The organism is Sinobaca sp. SA16-1 (assembly GCF_059510515.1).
In genome coordinates this window covers 491,691-510,893 of record NZ_JCAKFL010000002.1, presented here as the reverse complement: position 1 = coordinate 510,893, position 19,203 = coordinate 491,691, and the positions used below count along the sequence as shown (strand labels likewise).

20 protein-coding genes are annotated in these 19,203 nt (G+C 45.4%); 19 read left to right on the top strand and 1 reads right to left on the bottom strand.

What is annotated here, in order from left to right:
* Window positions 1-95: 95 nt before the first annotated feature.
* The 15 genes from AC5W2J_RS06655 to spo0A all read left to right on the top strand — a co-directional run bounded on the left by AC5W2J_RS06655 (window position 96) and on the right by spo0A (window position 13,858).
* Entirely contained in the window at window positions 96-374 is a 279-nt protein-coding gene (locus AC5W2J_RS06655; protein ID WP_496058699.1) for a YhdT family protein, read from the top strand.
* Window positions 371-1,807 carry a sodium/pantothenate symporter gene (gene panF / locus AC5W2J_RS06650; RefSeq protein ID WP_496058698.1) on the top strand — a complete coding sequence of 479 codons (1,437 nt, stop codon included), beginning with the start codon at window positions 371-373 and terminating at the stop codon, window positions 1,805-1,807. Before AC5W2J_RS06655 ends, panF begins: the two co-directional genes overlap by 4 nt.
* A gap of 101 nt (window positions 1,808-1,908) precedes the next feature.
* On the top strand, window positions 1,909-2,316 hold the full coding sequence (locus tag AC5W2J_RS06645) for a hypothetical protein (RefSeq protein WP_496058697.1): 408 nt from the start codon (window positions 1,909-1,911) through the stop codon (window positions 2,314-2,316).
* A gap of 30 nt (window positions 2,317-2,346) precedes the next feature.
* On the top strand, window positions 2,347-2,745 hold the full coding sequence (locus AC5W2J_RS06640; protein ID WP_496058696.1) for an Asp23/Gls24 family envelope stress response protein: 399 nt from the start codon (window positions 2,347-2,349) through the stop codon (window positions 2,743-2,745).
* Window positions 2,746-2,910: 165 nt separating this feature from the next.
* Window positions 2,911-3,324: a transcription antitermination factor NusB gene (gene nusB, locus AC5W2J_RS06635; RefSeq protein ID WP_496058695.1), complete on the top strand. Its 414-nt coding sequence runs from the start codon at window positions 2,911-2,913 to the stop codon at window positions 3,322-3,324.
* On the top strand, window positions 3,321-4,184 hold the full coding sequence (gene folD, locus AC5W2J_RS06630) for a bifunctional methylenetetrahydrofolate dehydrogenase/methenyltetrahydrofolate cyclohydrolase FolD (protein ID WP_496058694.1): 864 nt from the start codon (window positions 3,321-3,323) through the stop codon (window positions 4,182-4,184). Before nusB ends, folD begins: the two co-directional genes overlap by 4 nt.
* An 11-nt stretch (window positions 4,185-4,195) precedes the next feature.
* Window positions 4,196-5,578, top strand: coding sequence for an exodeoxyribonuclease VII large subunit (xseA, locus tag AC5W2J_RS06625; protein ID WP_496058947.1), 1,383 nt, complete (start codon window positions 4,196-4,198; stop codon window positions 5,576-5,578).
* A complete protein-coding gene (locus AC5W2J_RS06620) occupies window positions 5,571-5,813 on the top strand; it encodes an exodeoxyribonuclease VII small subunit (RefSeq protein ID WP_496058693.1) in 243 nt (80 codons plus the stop codon). Before xseA ends, AC5W2J_RS06620 begins: the two co-directional genes overlap by 8 nt.
* Complete coding sequence (locus AC5W2J_RS06615) at window positions 5,806-6,690, top strand: polyprenyl synthetase family protein (protein WP_496058692.1); 885 nt, start codon at window positions 5,806-5,808, stop codon at window positions 6,688-6,690. Before AC5W2J_RS06620 ends, AC5W2J_RS06615 begins: the two co-directional genes overlap by 8 nt.
* 718 nt (window positions 6,691-7,408) lie before the next feature.
* Window positions 7,409-8,002, top strand: a complete 594-nt coding sequence (locus tag AC5W2J_RS06610) for a hypothetical protein (RefSeq protein WP_496058691.1) — start codon at window positions 7,409-7,411, stop codon at window positions 8,000-8,002.
* Between the two features lie 24 nt (window positions 8,003-8,026).
* On the top strand, window positions 8,027-9,913 hold the full coding sequence (dxs, locus tag AC5W2J_RS06605; protein WP_496058946.1) for a 1-deoxy-D-xylulose-5-phosphate synthase: 1,887 nt from the start codon (window positions 8,027-8,029) through the stop codon (window positions 9,911-9,913).
* Window positions 9,910-10,728, top strand: coding sequence for a TlyA family RNA methyltransferase (locus AC5W2J_RS06600; RefSeq protein WP_496058945.1), 819 nt, complete (start codon window positions 9,910-9,912; stop codon window positions 10,726-10,728). Before dxs ends, AC5W2J_RS06600 begins: the two co-directional genes overlap by 4 nt.
* Window positions 10,729-10,830: 102 nt before the next feature.
* Window positions 10,831-11,280, top strand: a complete 450-nt coding sequence (gene ahrC, locus AC5W2J_RS06595) for a transcriptional regulator AhrC/ArgR (RefSeq protein WP_496058690.1) — start codon at window positions 10,831-10,833, stop codon at window positions 11,278-11,280.
* Between the two features lie 31 nt (window positions 11,281-11,311).
* Window positions 11,312-13,036, top strand: coding sequence for a DNA repair protein RecN (gene recN, locus AC5W2J_RS06590; RefSeq protein ID WP_496058689.1), 1,725 nt, complete (start codon window positions 11,312-11,314; stop codon window positions 13,034-13,036).
* A 51-nt stretch (window positions 13,037-13,087) separates the two neighbouring features.
* The gene (gene spo0A / locus AC5W2J_RS06585) at window positions 13,088-13,858 is read left to right on the top strand and encodes a sporulation transcription factor Spo0A (protein WP_496058688.1); all 771 of its coding nucleotides are present in this window, start codon (window positions 13,088-13,090) and stop codon (window positions 13,856-13,858) included.
* Between the two features lie 43 nt (window positions 13,859-13,901).
* Here the strand turns inward: spo0A and AC5W2J_RS06580 are convergent, their stop codons facing one another.
* Complete coding sequence (locus tag AC5W2J_RS06580) at window positions 13,902-14,123, bottom strand: DUF2627 domain-containing protein (protein WP_496058687.1); 222 nt, start codon at window positions 14,121-14,123, stop codon at window positions 13,902-13,904.
* A 97-nt stretch (window positions 14,124-14,220) separates the two neighbouring features.
* On the opposite strand from AC5W2J_RS06580, the gene AC5W2J_RS06575 reads away from it, so the two are divergent.
* The 4 genes from AC5W2J_RS06575 (at window position 14,221) to buk (ending at window position 19,202) form a co-directional block, all read left to right on the top strand.
* On the top strand, window positions 14,221-15,945 hold the full coding sequence (locus tag AC5W2J_RS06575) for a sigma-54 interaction domain-containing protein (RefSeq protein ID WP_496058686.1): 1,725 nt from the start codon (window positions 14,221-14,223) through the stop codon (window positions 15,943-15,945).
* Between the two features lie 115 nt (window positions 15,946-16,060).
* A complete protein-coding gene (yqiS, locus tag AC5W2J_RS06570) occupies window positions 16,061-17,005 on the top strand; it encodes a phosphate butyryltransferase (protein WP_496058944.1) in 945 nt (314 codons plus the stop codon).
* A 2-nt stretch (window positions 17,006-17,007) separates the two neighbouring features.
* Complete coding sequence (locus tag AC5W2J_RS06565; RefSeq protein WP_496058685.1) at window positions 17,008-18,108, top strand: Glu/Leu/Phe/Val family dehydrogenase; 1,101 nt, start codon at window positions 17,008-17,010, stop codon at window positions 18,106-18,108.
* Entirely contained in the window at window positions 18,108-19,202 is a 1,095-nt protein-coding gene (buk, locus tag AC5W2J_RS06560; protein ID WP_496058684.1) for a butyrate kinase, read from the top strand. Before AC5W2J_RS06565 ends, buk begins: the two co-directional genes overlap by 1 nt.
* Window position 19,203: the final 1 nt, after the last annotated feature.

Below are 19,203 nucleotides of genomic sequence, written 5' to 3'. Positions count from 1 at the left end.
CCTAAAAGTGGAAGACACTTTGCGGCCTTTTTTCTTTTGGCAATAGAATCGGGGTAATTGATCTAAACAGCAGAAGCCGGAAAGGAGAGGGAGATATGAACAAAAAAACGTCCATAAAAAAGCGCTGGAGCATCACAGCAAGAGAAGCGCTGATTGGAGTAGGCATTGTGGTACTTCACTTCTGTTTATGGTTTGGTTTTGCCTACGGCCTTGGTTCAGGTCCGCCTGCAGAATACCAATATATAGCGGGCATGCCGGCCTGGTTCTTTTACAGCTGTGTCGTCGTTCCGGTATTCGTTATTATTCTGGTGGCCTTTTCCGTCCGGTTCTTTTTTACTGACATATCCTTGGAAGAAGAGGAAGAAGAAAGATGAATACAGCGGTAATAATTCCTCTGCTTTTATTTTTAGCCGTCGTTTTTATCGTCGGCTTTTTGTCAGCAAAACGAATTTCCACTAAAAGTGACTTCCTGCAGGAATATTTTCTGGGGAGCCGGGAAATGGGGGGACTGATCCTCGCCATGACGATGGTTGCGACTTATGGCAGTGCCAGTAGTTTCGTCGGCGGGCCCGGGGCCGCTTATACCCAGGGACTGGGCTGGGTGCTTCTGGCTATGGCTCAGGTGGTGACCGGCTATTTCACACTCATGATTCTCGGAAAGCGCTTTGCCATCAAATCAAGGCAGTACAAAGCGATTACGCTGGTAGATTATTTGAAAAACCGCTATGAAAGCAAGGCGGTCGTTATACTTAGTGCAGCAAGCATTGTGTTGTTTCTTTTTTCCGCTATGGCAGCCCAGTGGATAGGCGGGGCCAGGCTAGTAGAAACGATCACCGGCCTTTCCTATACGACGGCTTTATTTATTTTTGCTGTTACTATTCTTGTCTATGTTACAATCGGCGGCTTCCGGGCCGTTATAGTAACCGATACGATACAAGGCATAATAATGTTTTTTGGTACCCTGATTATTTTAATAGGAACAATCATTGCCGGAGGGGGGCTGCCGGCCATTATGGCAGATTTAACGGCGGAAAACCCCGCCCTTGTTTCCCCGTTTGGGGCAGAGGGAGAGCTGACCCCGCTTTATCTGTCCTCCTTCTGGATTCTTGTCGGTGTTGGCGTAGTGGGGCTTCCACAGGTAGCCGTCCGGGCGATGTCTTATAAAAACTCTGTCTCCATGCACCGTGCGCTGATTATTGGAACATTTGTTGTAGCGTTTATGATGTTTGGCATTCATCTTACAGGAGTGCTTGCGAGACCGATCTTACCGGGAATAGAGGCACCGGATACGGTAATGCCGTTGATCGTGCTGGAAGTTCTGCCGGCCTGGCTTGCAGGTATTGTGCTGGCCGCGCCGCTGGCCGCAATTATGTCAACCGTTGACTCTCTTTTGCTGCTTGTCAGCTCCACGGTAGTCAAGGATGTCTATTTAAACTATGTAAAGCCCGATGCAGACAACCAGCGCATAAAAAAAGTAACCTATTCAGTAACAATACTTTTAGGGGCTGCCGTTTTTATCCTCGCCCTGAATCCGCCGGATCTTTTAATATGGTTAAATTTATTTGCCTTCGGTGGTTTGGAAGCAGCATTTATCTGGCCGATTGTCCTGGGATTGTATTGGGAAAAGGGGAATAAGCACGGCGCGCTGGCTTCCATTATCAGCGGCGTCGGATCCTACATCCTTATTTATCAATTTTCGCCTGATCTGCTTGGCATGCATTCCGTAACGATTCCCGTTCTTTTGTCTTTATTCTGCTATGTAGGGATCAGTCTGATGACTCAAAAAAAGCAGACGGCTGTGGGGTGAAAGAGCAGGGATGGGTAGATGAAAAAAACATACCTGCGTGGTATAATCAACACGTGAAAAAACGAACTGTATATAATATAAATGAGAAGTGAGGAATTATAATGGATTGGAACGACTTAACAGAAGGTGCAAAAGCAGTATTAGAGCAGACGAGGAACATGAAGAATGACCAAATTCAAATTGTGGAATTTGAAGTCGGCTTCAGCCACGAATACGGTGAAGGCAGCGGTTCATACACTGTTTCCATCCAGGAAGAAGACTATGAGAACCTTAAGAAATTTGTCAGAGAAAACGAATACGAAGAAAAATACCATATGGCGAGAAATAAAAATCTGGTTAAAATTATTCTGCTGGAAAATGATAAAATTCCGGATAACCTGTCAGAATTCCCTGTATTCAGACAGTATAAAGAAGAGTTTGTAAAGAAGCAGGAAGAGCAGGCGGAAAAAGAAGCGTTGGAAGCCAGAGAAGCAGAAAAAGCGAAAGCTGAAGCAGAAAAGCCGGAATAAAATAGACCATATTTTAGAGGGGGCTCTGCCGTGAGTAATGAGAAAGTACTGGATATAAAAGAAGAGTGGAATGAACTTGGACGTATTGAAATAGCGCCTGATGTAATTGAAGTAATTACTGCTCTTGCCGTATCGGAGGTCAGCGGAGTTCATTCATTAAGAGGGAGTTTCGCATTCGACGTAGCCGAAAAGCTCGGCCGGAAAAATGTTAGTAAGGGAGTCAAGGTGGAGCTGGGAGAAATGGGTGTTAAAATTGATGTTTCGGTAACAATGCAGTACGGTGTAGCCGTTCCTCAAGTAGCTAAGGAGCTTCAAAACGCTATTTATCAGGCTTTAAGGACAATGACTTCTGTAGCGATCGACTCCATCAATATTTATGTGTCCGGTATCCAGCTTGAGCAGGCTGAACCGAAGGAACCAAACAAATAAAAATAAAGTGAATATAGGCTGTTATAACAGCTCACCCTGTTATAGCAGTTTTTTATTCTTAAAAGGTAAATAAATCACTGCCTGGCACGGGTCAGGTTTTATTTATCGTAAAAATAGCAGGTCTGCAGTATAGAGTACCTGAATAAGTGGAAGAGGGAATGGGCAATGAATCGAAGGTTAGCACGATTACGAGCAGTACAGGTCTTATATCAGGTGGATCTGACGGGAGTGAAGTGGGAGCATGCCCTGGAGAACACATTAGAGGAAGATGAAATTCCAGATGAATTTCTGACAACTGTTATCGAAGGAACGCTGAATGAAAAAGAAGGCATTGACGCCCGGCTGACGGAACATCTTGATAATTGGACCATCACAAGAGTCGGCAACATTGACCGGAATATTCTGCGCGAGTCTGTATATGAAATGCTGTTTGTGGAAGATATTCCCCTGCATGTAAGTGTCAACGAAGCGATTGAGCTTGGCAAAGCTTTTGGAGGCAAAGAATCAGGAAGCTTTATTAACGGCGTTTTATCAAACGTATTAAAAGAGTGTGAACTAAAAAAGGAGGAGGAGTCATGACAGCTGAACTGATCAACGGTAAAGAAGTAGCCGCCTCCACGAGAAGCTATATAAAAGAACAAGTAGCCCGGTGGAAAGAAAAGGGAGTGGAGCCGGGACTTGCCGTGATTATAGTCGGAGAAAATCCCGCCTCCATGTCTTATGTTAAAGGAAAAGACAAGGCGTCCAAAGAAGCCGGTATTCACTCGGTGCTGCATGAACTGCCTGATACTATTTCAGAAAAGGAACTTCTTGACGTCATCGAGCAGTATAACGAGGATAAAGCCATTAACGGTATCCTTGTCCAACTGCCTCTTCCAAAGCAGATTGATGAAAAGAAAGTAATCGAAACGATCCATCCTGATAAAGATGTAGATGGCTTTCACCCCATCAGCATTGGGCGGATGATGACCGGCCAGGAAGCGTTCCTTCCCTGCACCCCGTACGGCATTATTAAAATGCTTGAGTACAAAAATATTCCCATCGAGGGGAAACATGCCGTAGTGATTGGAAGAAGCAACATTGTCGGTAAGCCGATGGGACAGCTGCTGTTGAATAAAAATGCTACTGTCACCTACTGCCACTCCAGAACGGTTGATTTGAAAAGCTATACCAGACAGGCAGATATTGTTATCGCAGCGATTGGAATCCCGGAGTTTGTAACCGAAGATTTCATAAAAGACGGAGCTGTCGTTATTGATGTCGGCATGAATCGTAAAGAAAATGGAAAGTTATGCGGCGATGTATTATTTGACGAAGTAAAAGAAAAAGCATCCTTTATTACACCTGTGCCGGGCGGCGTAGGGCCAATGACGATTACAATGCTGCTTTTCAATACACTCGAATCAGCCATCCGGGAATACAACAGGCGGTCCCTTTAAATATGACTGCTATGGAAGATCGCTGGATTTCCATTTCTCAGCTGACCGCCCGCATCAAGCAGACCATTGAGCATAACGTTGATCTGCAGTCCGTTTGGTTGAGAGGTGAAATATCCAACTTCAAAAAACACAGCAGAGGCCATATGTACTTTACGATAAAAGATGAACGTTCGAAAATCTCCGCTGTTATGTTCGCCGGCAGCAATAAATCGCTGGCATTTGAACCGGAGAATGGGATGAAGGTATTAATAAGAGGACGGGTTTCTGTCTATGAACCTTTCGGCCAGTATCAGCTGTATGTTAATGATATGGAGCCGGACGGCATTGGGCAGTTATTCATAAAATACGAACAGCTGAAAAATAAGCTCGAACAAGAAGGGCTTTTCCGTGAAGATACGAAAAAACGGCTGCCGGCCTACCCTAAAAAAATTGCGGTGATTACTTCTCCAACAGGTGCCGCGATACGGGATGTGATTTCTACTATAAAAAGAAGGTATCCTCCGGCTGAAATTATTCTCTACCCCGTGCTTGTTCAGGGAAGAGAAGCAGCCCCCTCGATTGTACGCGCACTGAAGCAGGCAGAGGAACATCCGGGAATAGACGTAGTGATTGCAGGCAGAGGGGGAGGCTCCATTGAAGAACTTTGGGCTTTCAACGAGGAAATAGTAGCCCGGGCTGTTCACTCAATAACCATTCCAATTATTTCGGCAGTAGGACACGAAACGGACTTTACGATCGCAGATTTTGCAGCAGATGTAAGAGCGGCTACTCCTACCGCAGCGGCAGAAATAGCGGTTCCTTCATTGATCGAGGTGGTACAGCAGATTACCTCGTTTGAACAGCGGCTTCATCTGGCTATGAACAATCATAAAAAGCATGGCGCCGAACGGTTAAAGAGGCTGCAGTCCTCCTATGCATTCCGCTATCCGATGCAGCTTCTTCAACAGAAAGAACAAGAGTTGGACAGACTGCTGGAGAGGCTGGAGCAACGGCGGCTCCTCACGCTGGAAGGCAGTTTGTCTTCGTATCAAGTACTTAAAAAAAGACTGGAGCTTCAGCATCCTGAGAGAAAACTTGAAGCAAGCCGGAAGGAATACCTGCAGACAGCGGACCGTCTTGAAAAAGTCAAAAACAGGTACCTGCAGAGTAAGCAAAGCGACTTTTACCATATGATTCAAAAGCTGAACCTGCTTAACCCTCTTCAAATTTTAGAAAGAGGCTATCAGGTGTCGTTTGATGAAAAAGGAGAGCTGGTGTCCTCCGTTAAACAGGCAGTTCCGGGCAGCAGGCTTGACGTACAGATGAAAGATGGAACCGTACGAACGAATGTAATAGAAACCACCCCTGTGCGCAAATGGGATTTCGAAAAAAAGGAAGGTGAACATAATGAGTGAAAATAAAGAACTTTCGTTTGAAGAAGCTCTTGAACAGCTGGAATCAACAGTAAATAAGCTGGAAGAAGGGGACGTCCCCCTTGAAAAAGCACTGCACATGTATCAGGAAGGCATGAAGCTCTCCTCCCTCTGCCACGACAAACTTAAAAAAGTAGAAAAACAGATGGACGTTATTATAGAAGAAAATGGAGAAATTAAACCGTTGACTATAGATGGAGAGGATGCAGGTGAATAAAGAACTTGAAGCATTTATATCTGTAAATAAAGCGCGAATTGATGAGGTTCTCCCGCAGACCGTAAAAAATCTGTCCATACCCGAAGCTTTAAAAGAATCTATGCTTTATTCCATAGAAGCAGGCGGAAAAAGAGTACGCCCGCTTCTCCTGCTTGCAGCCTTTCAGTCGTATAAAGAGAGCAGGGAAAATGTGGTGCAGGCAGCCTGTGCGGTAGAACTGATTCATACATATTCCCTGATCCACGATGACCTGCCGGCGATGGATAATGATGATTACCGGCGCGGAAAGCTTACAAACCATAAAGTATATGGGGAAGCACATGCAATTCTTACAGGAGATGCGATGCTGACCAGAGCATTTGAACTGCTGGCCGCCCTTCCTGATACGTCCGATCACAGTAAAGTAATGCTGATTCTTGAACTATCCAGGGCGGCAGGAGCAGAAGGTATGGTAGGCGGACAGGTCGCAGATATGGAAGGGGAGAAATCCGCTCTCAATCTTGAGGAACTTGAAGCAATCCACCACCGCAAGACCGGTGATCTGCTTGGATTTTCTATTATAGCCGGAGGCATTATGGCTGGAGCGCCCGAAGAAGATCTTTCCAAACTGCGGGCATTCGGCAGGGAGCTGGGCCTTGTTTTCCAAATAAAAGACGATATTCTTGATGTGGAAGGCGACTCAACAGAAATGGGAAAACCTGCAGGCAGCGATGAAAATAAAGATAAAAGTACGTATCCAAAGCTTCTTTCCCTCGAAGGGGCAAAAGAAAAGCTGGGCTGGCATGCCCAAAAAGCAAAAGAATATGCCCGGCAGCTGAACGGGGAAAGTGAAATTCTTAATGAATTCGTGGAGTACATTCAGCACCGGACGAAATAGGGCCAGAGCTTTGTACAATCAAATTTATTCATGATATACTATTGCTACATCAAAATCGGATGGCGCAGTATTCTAGTCGATTCTCCATTTTCGAGGGCGGGCCTAAAAATCCGCTGAAGGGCACATCGATGAAGTTCTTCGCTTTGGCTCGAGGCGCCCAGCCTTGGGTCATTGCTGGGAGTAAAGGTGCTAAGGGCGATCCACAATGGCATGTGGGCGTGAACCCTTTCACCGCGGAGGCCTTTTCCAAGTAGTCGTGTAACAGATTATATGCCCTTGGAAAAGGTAAGACCTGACGAGAGGCAAGGGAAGCCAATCTCGCAGCGTAGCCTGCCTTGAGTGGAGCAGCGGGGATGATGTTCTTTTGAGAGTATGGTTTGTCGGCCAACGACCTGCTTTTTAACATCTGAAACCTGCTCTGCAAAAGAGGCTAAGAAAGTGGCACGGAATTGCTGGGGAAAACTCCTAGACTGTTTGAAAAACGTCCAGGGTGGATTGCAGTGTGGTCTGAGTGGCAATCCAGTCTGATGTCCGGAGACGGCATCAAGCCGGCTTTAAAGGGAAACCGCCGGAACGGCGACGTTCGGGCAGCTGGTTGGGAAAACCTACTGGACCTAAGCCATAATGTTTACGCCCTGGATGGCCTCCGATTTTGTTACATAAGGTTTACGAAACAAAAATAAAGTGAATATACTGTCTAGGTGATATAAATAATACTATGAAAACTGTATGGAAAAAATCGATAAACTGGAGTCTTTTTATTGCCGTTATCACATTGGTGTTAGCGGCTATTTTTTCAATTGTATCTACAGCTGTCCTTTCAGGAGTAGGATGGGCCATTGGCATGCTGATCGTATTATTTATTGTACTTATCGGTGTCGTATTTGATATGGTCGGTGTGGCCGCAACGGCTGCTGAAGAAAAGCCCTTCCACGCGATGGCTGCCAAGAAAGTCCCTGGTGCTTACCAAAGTATGGTAATAACTAGAAATGCAGACAAGGTAGCCAATTTCTGTGCCGACGTAATAGGGGATATTTCCGGTGTGGTCAGTGGTGCTGCAACGTCCGCCGTTGTTATTCAGCTGGCTGTCGTACTGGGATCCCAGGATGGAAGCACATTGCAGGCTGTATTAAATGTTGTCTTCACAGCAGTAGTGGCTTCTCTTACTGTAGGTGGTAAAGCTCTGGGGAAAACGTTTGCGATACAATTTGCAACAAGCATTATTTTTCAGGTCGGTAAATTTTTCTACGTAATGGAAACCAAGTTTAAACTAAAGATATTCAGCAAAAAGCAGAAGAAAAAGAAAGCTTAATTGATGGAAAGTGAGGGTTCAGTAATGAATCTTGAAACGATCAAGAACCCAGAATTTGTAAAAGACTGCAGCCAACAGGAATTAAAGGAGCTTGCAATTGATATAAGAGAATTTCTCGTCCGCAAGCTATCTGTTACAGGAGGGCACCTGGGTCCTAACCTGGGCGTAGTGGAATTAACGCTCATCCTGCATTCGCTGTATGATTCCCCAAAAGATAAATTGATCTGGGACGTCGGCCACCAGTCCTACGTGCATAAGATTTTAACAGGACGTGCCGGTGAATTTGATTCATTAAGAAAATACAAAGGGCTCTGCGGCTTTCCTAAACGTAATGAAAGCGATCATGATGTATGGGAAACAGGACACAGTTCCACTTCTTTATCGGCTGCAATGGGCATGGCTCTTTCCAGTCAGATTAAAGGCAATGACAGCAAAGTAGCAGCTGTTATCGGTGATGGTGCGCTTACTGGTGGAATGGCTTTGGAAGCGCTAAACCACATTGGCCATGAACAAACCGATCTGACGATTATTTTAAATGATAATGAAATGTCTATAGCTCCGAACGTAGGGGCACTGCACGGTATTTTAGGACGTATGAGAAAAGCGAATACTTACCAGAAAACAAAAGAAGACGTAGAGGATCTTCTAAAAAGAATACCGGCTTTCGGCGGAAAAATTGCGGCTACTGCCGAACGCCTGAAGGACAGCCTGAAGTTTATGGTGACGACGGGTATGTTTTTTGAAGAAATGGGATTCACCTATTTGGGGCCGGTAGATGGACATGACCTTAATGACCTGCGCTCAAATATAGCGTTTGCCAAGCAGACAAAAGGTCCTGTAATCGTGCATACCATTACGAAAAAAGGAAAAGGCTATGCTCCGGCTGAAAATGATGCTAAAGGAACGTGGCATGGTCTTGGGCCTTATAAGATCGATTCCGGAGAAGTAGTTAAAAAGCCCGGACCACCAGCCTACAGCGGTGTTTTCAGCTCTACGCTCCAAAGGATGGCCGCGGTCGATCCTGATATTGTAGCTATTACTGCAGCAATGCCGGGCGGCACAAAGCTTGATTCTTTTGCAGAGAAATTTCCTGATAGAATGTTTGATGTAGGTATTGCCGAACAGCATGCTACTACGATGGCTGCCGGAATGGCAACCCAGGGAATGAAGCCGGTGTTTGCCGTTTACTCGACGTTTCTTCAAAGAGGGTATGACCAATTAGTCCATGACGTCTGTCGTCAAAACCTTCATGTCGTATTTGCTATTGACAGAGCAGGGCTTGTAGGGGCCGACGGAGAAACCCATCAGGGGGTTTTTGACATTGCCTATCTCCGCCATCTGCCTAACATGACTATACTGATGCCTAAAGATGAAAATGAGCTTCAGCATATGCTCTATACAGCTGTTTACCATGACGGTCCTATCGCTGTCCGCTACCCACGCGGTAATGGCTATGGTATTGAAATGGACAGCGAATTAAAAAAGATCGATATTGGAAAATGGGAAGTTGTAAGGGATGGGAAAGAATTAACGATATTATCCTTTGGTACGATGCTTCCTATCGCAGAAGAAGCGGCAGCCATTCTTGCAGAAGAAAATATCGATGTGCGAATCGTGAACGCACGATCCGCCAAGCCGCTTGATGCCGATATTCTTCAGGAGCTCTACGAAGAAAAAGGCGCGATACTGACGTTGGAAGAAGCTGCTCTGCAAGGCAGTTTTGGCAGCGCAGTGCTTGAACATTACCATGACTTGAACCAGCACAATATGGTTATTAACCGGATGGGCATCCCTGACCGTTACATCGAGCACGGCAGTGTACCGGAGCTTTATGAAGAAATAGGGCTGACACCGGAGAACGTAGCGGGGACGCTTAGAGATATGGCTCCGGCAAAGCGTCAGAGGGCCTGAAGATGAAAAAAGAAAGAATTGATGTGCTTTTAGTAAACAAAGGTTTTTTTGAAACGAGAGAAAAAGCAAAAAGATCAATAATGGCCGGGCTTGTGTTCGTGAAAGAGGAACGTGTGGATAAGCCCGGAGCCAGAGTTGATGTGGAGGCTCCTTTACGCGTTAAAGGCGACACCATGCCATATGTAAGCAGAGGAGGACTTAAGCTTGAAAAAGCCATTAAGTCCTTTCATCTTGACTTTAAAGGAAAAACAGTCCTTGATATCGGTGCTTCCACGGGGGGATTTACAGATTGCGCTATCCAGCACGGAGCTGATTTTGTTTATTCCTGTGATGTAGGCTACAATCAGCTTGCATGGAGCCTGCGTAATCATGAAAAAGTAGAAGTGATGGAGCGGATGAATTTTCGTTACGCCGTAAAGGACGATTTCCAAAAAGGCACACCGGATATTGCAGTGGCAGATGTGTCTTTTATTTCTTTAAAGTGGATTGTTCCGCCGTTATATTCGATCTTTGGAGAAACCGGTGAAGCCATGCTTCTCGTAAAGCCGCAGTTTGAGGCCGGACGCGGCAAAGTAGGAAAAAAAGGTATTGTCCGTGATCCTGCTGTTCATCTGGAAGTATTGGAAAACACTACTGCTATGGCATCAGCTGCCGGCTTTGTGTGCCGGGATGTAAATTACTCGCCTATTACGGGAGGAGAAGGAAACATTGAATTTCTTCTCTATTTGCAAAAGGGTATGCATAAGGAAGATGAACTGCCAAAAGATGCATTGGCTCAAATTGTGGAAGAGGCCCATGCCAGCTTTCTTTCCTGAGTGTTTCATTTCATAGGTATGCATGAATAAAACATCATATTGTATAAATATAAATAGTTAGGTATGATAGATGTAATGTATACTGCTCAGGGAGGAACGACAATGAACAAAGGACAAAGGCATATAAAAATTAGAGAATTGATTACGAATGTAGATATTGAAACGCAGGATGACCTGGTGGAGAGATTAAAAAATGCCGGGTATAACATTACTCAGGCCACTATTTCCCGTGACATTAAAGAACTGCATCTAGTGAAAGTACCTATGATGGATGGACGATATAAATACAGCCTGCCTGCCGACCAGCGCTTTAACCCTCTCCAAAAGTTAAAAAGAGCACTGATCGACTGTTTTGTGGGCATTGATCAATCCGAAAACCTGATTGTGATGAAAACACTGCCTGGCAATGCTAATGCGGTGGGAGCGCTTATTGACAATCTGGATTGGGAAGAGATCATGGGGACGATCTGCGGAGATGACACTATTTTAATTATCTGCAAGGAACGAAAGCATACGATGACTATTTCCAACCGCTTTTTAGATATGCTTTAAATTCTATATGTGCTGACTGAGGTGCGTGCTAATGCTGGAAGAATTATCTATCAAAAATTTTGCCATTATTGAGTCATTAACCGTCCCATTTTCGGAAGGACTCACCGTTTTAACAGGTGAAACCGGAGCCGGGAAATCGATTATTATAGATGCGATAGGGCTGCTTATTGGAGGCCGCGGTTCCGTAGAGTATGTAAGACACGGAGAAAAACGTGCGGAAATTGAAGGATTGTTCTATATCAGCAGCAGCCACCCTGCAAAAGACAAGCTGGTTGAAGCGGGAATTGAATTAGAAGAAGGAATGCTCGTTTTAAGACGCGACATTACGGACCAGGGGAAAAGTATATGCCGCATTAACGGTAAACTTGTTACGCTGGCCATTCTTCGTGAAATGGGACAAAGCCTGGTGGATATACACGGCCAGCATGAACATCAGGAACTAATGCAGACGGAAAAGCATTTATCCATGCTGGACAGGTATGCAGGAAGTGTTCTGCAGGAAGCCCGTCAGGATTATAAAGACCGGTATGAAGCATTTGTTTCCTGGAAAAAGAAGTGGAGCCAGCTGAAAGAAAGCGATCAGGAGACGGCAAACAGGCTCGACTTCATTAAGTACCAGCTAAATGAAATTGAACAGGCGGAGCTCCGTCCCGGTGAAGACGAAGAGCTGGAAAAAGAAAGCTATGTGCTGGCCAACAGTGAAAAGCTTTACAGATCCCTTCATGAAGCGTACGAAAGCTTATACGGAGAAGGGCGCTCTTTGGACTGGGCGGGCATGGCCGTATCGAATATTGAAGACGCCGCTTCCATCGATGAGTCTCTGCAGAAACTTCTCGAGTCGGTTAACTCCGCATATTTCGCGCTGGAAGAAGCCACCTATTCATTAAGAGAACATGCTGATTCGCTTGCTTTCGATCCGGATCGGCTGAATGATATTGAAAAAAGACTCGACGAAATCCGCCAGCTTAAACGAAAATACGGCAGTTCGGTGGATGAAGTACTTGAATACGCTGCTAAAATTGAAGAAGAGATAGAATCATTGGATAATAAAGATGAGCGTCTGGAGATGTACGAGCAAAAAATGCATCAATCTTTTCTGGACTTATCAGCGGATGCCGAAACGCTGACCGATATACGCGTGCAGGCAGGCCTGGCGCTGGCTGAGGATGTGCAAAGAGAACTGCAGTCCCTGTTTATGAAAAGTGCCCGGCTGAAAGTGGAGATTACGGAACCGTCACGGGGCCAGGAGTATCAGACCAAGCATAAAACAGTATATTTTAACGAAAACGGCAAGGACAAAGTGGAATTTCTGCTGTCCACTAATTCCGGGGAACCGCTTAAGCCGTTGGCAAAAGTTGCATCCGGCGGAGAAATATCCAGAATTATGCTGGCCATGAAAACGATTTTGTCCGGTTTCCAGAGTGTTACGTCTCTCATTTTTGATGAAGTAGATACCGGAGTAAGCGGCCGGGTCGCTCAGGCGATTGCCGAAAAAATTTACCGCGTATCCAGAGGTTCACAGGTTCTCTGTATTTCCCATCTTCCACAGGTGGCAGCGATGGCAGATAACCATTTGTATATCGAAAAGAAAGAAAATGAAAACAGAGTGATCACGACGGTAACACCGCTGCCGGAACAAGAAAAAATTGATGAAATTGCCCGGATGATTTCTGGTGTGGAAGTGACAGACCTTACAAAAGAAAATGCAAATGAAATCCTGTCGATGGCGGAAAAGATGAAAGTTCTTAACAAATAGATGTCAGAAGACAAACCGGCCTGGAGAAGAAGCTGGAAAGGATAATGGACTATGAGCAAGATCAGAGTAGGGATCGCAGATGACAATAAAGAATTGATTGAACTGCTGAAAGAATATATAGGCACCCAGGACGATATGGAAGTAGCGGGCTGGGCTTACAACGGCCAGGAATGCATAAACATGATTCTCGAAAAGCCCATCGATGTGCTTGTGCTTGATATTATTATGCCGCATATCGACGGCCTTGCTGTTCTTCAAAAGATAAAAGATCTCCGCAGGGGCCGGTCTCCTAAAATTATTATGCTGACAGCATTCGGCCAGGAAGATATCACTAAAAAATCGGTAGAACTGGGAGCCTCCTATTATATTTTAAAGCCTTTTGACATGGAGGCGCTTGTTGCTCATATTAGAGGGGTACACGTACCATCCGCCGCTGCGGCCGTGTCCTCAGCGGATGAACAAACCTACCTTCCCGAAATAGAAGAACAGGCCGGAGCTTTCTTAAAAGAAATAGGTGTTCCTCTTCATATTAGAGGATATATGTATTTAAAAGATGCGATTGTTTTAGTGAAGAAGGATCCGGATTATTTAAAAGCAATTACGAAGTCGCTGTATCCACAGATTGCTTTTCTGCACAATACAACAGCGAGCAGAGTGGAGCGCTCGATCCGGCATGCAATTGAAGTATGCTGGGCTAAAGGGCAGACAAACAAGCTGGGTGTAGTATTTGCCCACAGAAAAGATACTACAGCAAAACCATCCAACTCCGAATTTATAGCAGTGGCTGCCGACCAGCTGCCTGTTGCACGACAGTCCCGCTGATAAAAAAAGCAGGAGTGAAAGTAGTCTCCCCATTCCCGGGTGATTATTTCACTCCTGCTTTTTTGTTTTTACGGTCCCGATAAAGCACAAATCCGGCAATAAACCAAATACCTCCGATTAATAAAAGAAGTCCTGTGATAAACTGAAGCCATAAAAAGGGAAAAGGCGGCTGCAGAATTTGAAAAAGCATATCACGCATCAGCTTAATTCCCCAGGCCGCCAGAAATCCCGGTATAACCAATATCAATAAAGCGATAAAGCGCATACAAATCTCTCCCGGCATTTATGTATAATTTTCCTGTATCCTGTTATTGTAGCGTATAAGACGTGTGATGAACAACCTTTATCCTAAGGAGGCGCAGATGAATAAAAAATCAAATAAAATAATTAATGATCTGGTCATAGAAGCAGCTAATGATGGTATTATAGCAGTAGACCAAAGCGGCAGAGTTGTTCTGTTTAATAAAGCAGCATCTTTCATGACCGGCATCGCCCAAAAAGACGCGATAGATGCAAGGATTAAAGAAGTGCTCCCGGAAACCGGCCTGATGGAAGTGCTCGCTTCGAAAAAACGGCAGGTAAACCAAGTGATGCGGTTTTCAAACGGCATCTCGATCCTCACCACCCGTATGCCGCTGTATTATCAAGATCAGTGCATTGGAGCCTTTTCTATATTCAAGGATACAACGGATATCGAAAAAATGGCTGCTAAGATAACAGACCTTCAGCGCGTAAAGGAGATGCTTGAATCAATTATTCAATCTTCAGATGAAGCTATTTCCGTTGTAGATGAAAAAGGAAACGGCATGGTTATCAACCCGGCTTATTCAAGGTTAACCGGGCTGGAGGAAAAAGACATTATCGGAAAACCCGCCCACACTGATATCGTAGAAGGCAGCAGTATGCATATGAAAGTACTGGAAACGAAAAAATCGTTTCGGCGTGTGCCGATGAGAGTAGGGCCGTCGCATAAAGAAGTGCTGGTCAATGTATCGCCGATTATTGTAGGTGGCATGCTAAAAGGAAGCGTGGGTATTCTTCAGGACGTGTCAGAGCTCAAGGAGCTGACAAAAGAATTAGAGCGCACGAGGCAGCGGCTCCGTACGCTGGAGGCGAAATATACATTTGAAGACATTGTCGGCAGGTCGGAAGCACTGCACGTCTCCATTGAACAGGCCCGGCTGAGTGCAGATCTTCCTGTAACGATTCTGCTTAGAGGAGATTCCGGAACCGGGAAAGAGTTATTTGCCCATGCGATACATAATGCAAGTTCGAGAAAGTATGATAAATTTGTCCGGGTCAACTGTGCTGCGATACCGGAGACTTTAATCGAAAGCGAATTATTCGGCTATGAAAAAGGTGCTTTTTCCGGGGCAGACCCAAGGGGGAAGAAGGGATTGTTTGAAGAAGCAGCCAACGGCACCATTTTTCTGGATGAAATTGGGGAACTCAGCTTCTCCGCGCAGTCCAAACTGCTTCGTGTCCTGCAGGAAAAAGAAGTGGTGCGGGTGGGCGGCGTAAAAAGTATAGCGGTAGAAGCCAGAATTATTGCTGCAACCAATCAACCACTGGAAAAAGCAGTCAAGCGGGGAACCTTTCGTGAAGATTTATATTACAGGCTGCACGTTATGCCTATATCGATCCCTTCTCTTTCCGAAAGAAAGGAAGACATTACCGAGCTCTCCTATTATTTTTTAGAACGTATTAATCAAGAATACGGGCGTTCAGTGAAAACAATAGCTTCGTCTGCTTTTTCAAAGCTGGCTGACTATAACTGGCCCGGCAATGTGCGGGAATTGGAAAACATACTGGGACGTGCTGTTATTACGATGGGAGCCCAGGAGAAAGTAATGGAACACCACCATCTTCCGGTACTGGACGTCGAGAAACCGGACAGCAGGTTACTGCCGCAGGCTGCTTTTGATGGGCAGAAAGAAAGTCTGGAACAGCTGATGAACAAAACGGAAGCCGCTGCGATTCTTGAAGCATTGAATGCCTGCGGGGGAAATAAAACAAAAACAGCCCGGCAGCTGCAGGTTTCCCTGCGGACGTTGTATAATAAAATTGAAAAATATGGAATTGAATAATATTGCATGCATTTTTTTGCAAGGTGTGAAAAAATGTGCATAACAGCAAGCGTATGGAGCCTTTTTGTAAAGGTGAATATATGGCATAAAGATTGCATTAGTTTTACTTGAATACATAAAAAAGGAGAGGCTCATGAATTTAGATGATGTAATGCAGCAAGTACACGCCCATCCTCAAAAAACGATAGCAGTGGCAGCCGCTGACAATGAAAAAGTCATTGAAGGAGTAAAGGAAGCCCTGGACTGCAAATTAGGTTCCTTCCGCCTGTATGGAGACGAAGAGAAAATACGCCGGCTTTTACACGATGCTGGTTTAAATGAATATAACCATATAAAAGTGATCCCGACAAGAGATATGGAAGAGTCGGCAAAACTGGCGGTAACAGCCGTACGATCAGGGAAAGCCGATATTTTGATGAAAGGAATGCTTCCGACAAGCGCCCTTCTTAAATCAGTATTAAATAAAGAATATGGATTAAGGACAAACAAAACGCTTTCGCATGTAGCGATGTTCGAGATTCCGGCATACGAACGATTTATTTTTTTAACGGACTCTGCCATGAATATCGCCCCGGATTTAACGAAGAAAGCCGATATTATAGCAAACGCGGTTCACGCGGCCAGGGCAATGGGGTTTGAACATCCTAAAGTAGCGGCACTGGCGGCCGTGGAGGTGGTTAATCCGGATATGCAGTCAACGCTTGATGCGGCGGTGCTTACTGCCATGAACAATAGAGGACAGATTAAACACTGTACAGTAGACGGACCGCTTGCGCTTGATAATGCTATTTCTATAGAGGCGGCAGTTTACAAAGGAATAAAAGGGGAAGTGGCCGGCCGCGCAGATATTCTGTTAGTCCCTACTGTGGAAATAGGCAATACGCTTTATAAATCGCTTGTTTATTTTTCCAAAGCAAAAGTAGGCGGTATTATAGCCGGCGCAAAAGCTCCAATTGTGCTTACCTCAAGAGCAGATTCCAACAAAAGTAAGCTTTATTCCATCGCTATGGCTTGCCATATGATTGAATTTGAACAAAATATCGCAGCAGGGGGTCGTTAAATATGAAATTATTTGAAAAGCTCGAGCAGCATGACTATGAGCAGATTGTCTACTGTCAGGACAGGACATCCGGACTCAAAGCGATTATAGCTATCCATGACACGACACTAGGACCGGCACTGGGTGGGACGCGCATGTGGAATTACACGAGCGAAGAAGCCGCGCTTGAAGATGTGCTTCGTCTTTCTAAAGGAATGACATATAAAAACGCAGCTGCTGGACTCAATCTTGGCGGGGGAAAGGCTGTGATCATCGGGGATCCCCGAAAAGACAAAAACGAATTTATGTTCAGGGCATTCGGCCGTTATATACAGGGACTTGCGGGCCGCTATATTACAGCTGAAGATGTAGGGACGACCGTTGAGGATATGGATATGATTTACTCAGAAACAAATTATGTGACAGGGATTTCGCCTGCATTCGGATCCAGCGGGAATCCATCGCCTGTCACGGCATATGGTGTATATGTAGGCATGAAAGCTGCCGTAAATGAAGCATTTGGAAGTGATGACCTGGCCGGGAAAACGGTAGCAGTACAGGGGGTCGGAAACGTTTCTTATCAGCTTTGCAAATACCTGCATGAAGAAGGCGCAACGATTATCGTGACAGATATCCATAAAGATGCTGTGATGAGAGCAGTCCAGGATTTCAATGCAAAAGCAGTCGATCCAGAAGATATTTACGATACAGCCTGTGACGTATTCAGTCCATGTGCGCTTGGGGCCATTATCAATGACGACACGATAGACAGATTGAAAGCAAAAGTCATCGCAGGTGCTGCCAATAATCAGCTTCAGGACAACAAACACGGGTACCTGCTTCATGAAAGAGGAGTTGTGTATGCGCCTGATTATGTCATTAATGCCGGCGGGGTAATCAACGTGGCTGATGAGCTGCATGGATACAATCAAGAGCGTGCATTCAAACGGGTGGAAGGCGTTTATGATAACATAAAAAAAGTAATGGAAATTTCCAAAAGAGACCAGATTCCAACTTATGCAGCCGCGGACAGAATGGCAGAAGAGCGTATTGAGTTCATGAGACGGTCCACTGCACAGTTTCTTACAAAACAGCAGCATACATTAAGCAGGCGGGACCGGTAATGAAAGAACGAACACAAATCGTTGATGATTTATACACATTGATTATAAATCCGGGCTCCACCTCTACTAAAATTGCTGTTTATAAGGGCGAAAGGGAAATGTTTAGAGAAACGATTTCCCATATGCAGGAGAAGGAAGTGCTCGATAAGCGTATACAAGAACAAAAGCAGGACCGCAAAGAGGCGGTAATCGAATGTCTGAAAGCCCATCAGGTAGGTCTTTCCGATATTGGGCTGATTACAGCCCGCGGCGGACTGATGAGGCCTTTAGAGAGCGGAACCTACGAAGTTAATGATAAAATGATTTCGGATTTATCGACAAATAAATATGGGGAACATGCGTCCAATTTAGGAGCTGTTATCGGAGTGGAGCTGAGCCGGGAAACGAAAGGAGCTCCGGTGTATGTAACGGACCCGGTAGTGGTAGATGAACTCGGGGAGCTTGCCAGGTACACCGGTATGCGGTCAATGGAACGAAAAAGCATCTTTCATGCCCTTAACCAAAAAGCTGCTGCTAAAAAAGCCGCTGAAGTACTGCACAAAGAATATGAAGAGCTGCAGTTGATCGTTATTCATCTGGGGGGAGGCATTTCGGTCGGGGCCCATTCATACGGAAACGTTGTAGATGTTAACAACGGACTGGACGGCGAAGGCCCTTTTTCTCCGGAGCGGGCAGGAACGCTTCCGGTGGGAGACGTTATTACGGAAGCTTTTTCAGGAATGTATACCGAACACGAGCTCAAAAAAAGGTATGTAGGAAACGGCGGGCTGAAAAGCTATTCTGGCACAAGCGATACGGCTGCATTGGAGAAACAAAAAAATGCAGGAGACAAAAAGGCTGAAACCGTGCTGCGAGCGATGGTTTATCAGACGGCTAAAGAAGCAGGCGCAATGGCCGCGGTTCTAAAAGGCCGTGTCGATGCGTTAATTGTTACCGGAGGGATTGCCAACAGCGCGTGGGTCTGCTCCGAACTTGAGTCTTACACGAGCTGGATAGCTCCTGTCCTGCATTACCCCGGAGAAGATGAAATAGCCGCTTTATTTACGGGCGCTTTTAACATATGGGACACAGGAATCAAAGCAAAAACATATTAAC

What these genes read in the sequence shown, in the direction of transcription:
- AC5W2J_RS06655 (WP_496058699.1), top strand. Translation starts at nt 96, where the DNA reads ATGAACAAAAAAACGTCCATAAAAAAGCGCTGGAGCATCACAGCAAGA.
- panF (WP_496058698.1), top strand. Translation starts at nt 371, where the DNA reads ATGAATACAGCGGTAATAATTCCTCTGCTTTTATTTTTAGCCGTCGTT.
- AC5W2J_RS06645 (WP_496058697.1), top strand. Translation starts at nt 1,909, where the DNA reads ATGGATTGGAACGACTTAACAGAAGGTGCAAAAGCAGTATTAGAGCAG.
- nusB (WP_496058695.1), top strand. Translation starts at nt 2,911, where the DNA reads ATGAATCGAAGGTTAGCACGATTACGAGCAGTACAGGTCTTATATCAG.
- folD (WP_496058694.1), top strand. Translation starts at nt 3,321, where the DNA reads ATGACAGCTGAACTGATCAACGGTAAAGAAGTAGCCGCCTCCACGAGA.
- xseA (WP_496058947.1), top strand. Translation starts at nt 4,196, where the DNA reads ATGGAAGATCGCTGGATTTCCATTTCTCAGCTGACCGCCCGCATCAAG.
- AC5W2J_RS06620 (WP_496058693.1), top strand. Translation starts at nt 5,571, where the DNA reads ATGAGTGAAAATAAAGAACTTTCGTTTGAAGAAGCTCTTGAACAGCTG.
- AC5W2J_RS06610 (WP_496058691.1), top strand. Translation starts at nt 7,409, where the DNA reads ATGAAAACTGTATGGAAAAAATCGATAAACTGGAGTCTTTTTATTGCC.
- dxs (WP_496058946.1), top strand. Translation starts at nt 8,027, where the DNA reads ATGAATCTTGAAACGATCAAGAACCCAGAATTTGTAAAAGACTGCAGC.
- ahrC (WP_496058690.1), top strand. Translation starts at nt 10,831, where the DNA reads ATGAACAAAGGACAAAGGCATATAAAAATTAGAGAATTGATTACGAAT.
- recN (WP_496058689.1), top strand. Translation starts at nt 11,312, where the DNA reads ATGCTGGAAGAATTATCTATCAAAAATTTTGCCATTATTGAGTCATTA.
- spo0A (WP_496058688.1), top strand. Translation starts at nt 13,088, where the DNA reads ATGAGCAAGATCAGAGTAGGGATCGCAGATGACAATAAAGAATTGATT.
- AC5W2J_RS06580 (WP_496058687.1), bottom strand. Translation starts at nt 14,123, where the DNA reads ATGCGCTTTATCGCTTTATTGATATTGGTTATACCGGGATTTCTGGCG.
- AC5W2J_RS06575 (WP_496058686.1), top strand. Translation starts at nt 14,221, where the DNA reads ATGAATAAAAAATCAAATAAAATAATTAATGATCTGGTCATAGAAGCA.
- AC5W2J_RS06565 (WP_496058685.1), top strand. Translation starts at nt 17,008, where the DNA reads ATGAAATTATTTGAAAAGCTCGAGCAGCATGACTATGAGCAGATTGTC.
- buk (WP_496058684.1), top strand. Translation starts at nt 18,108, where the DNA reads ATGAAAGAACGAACACAAATCGTTGATGATTTATACACATTGATTATA.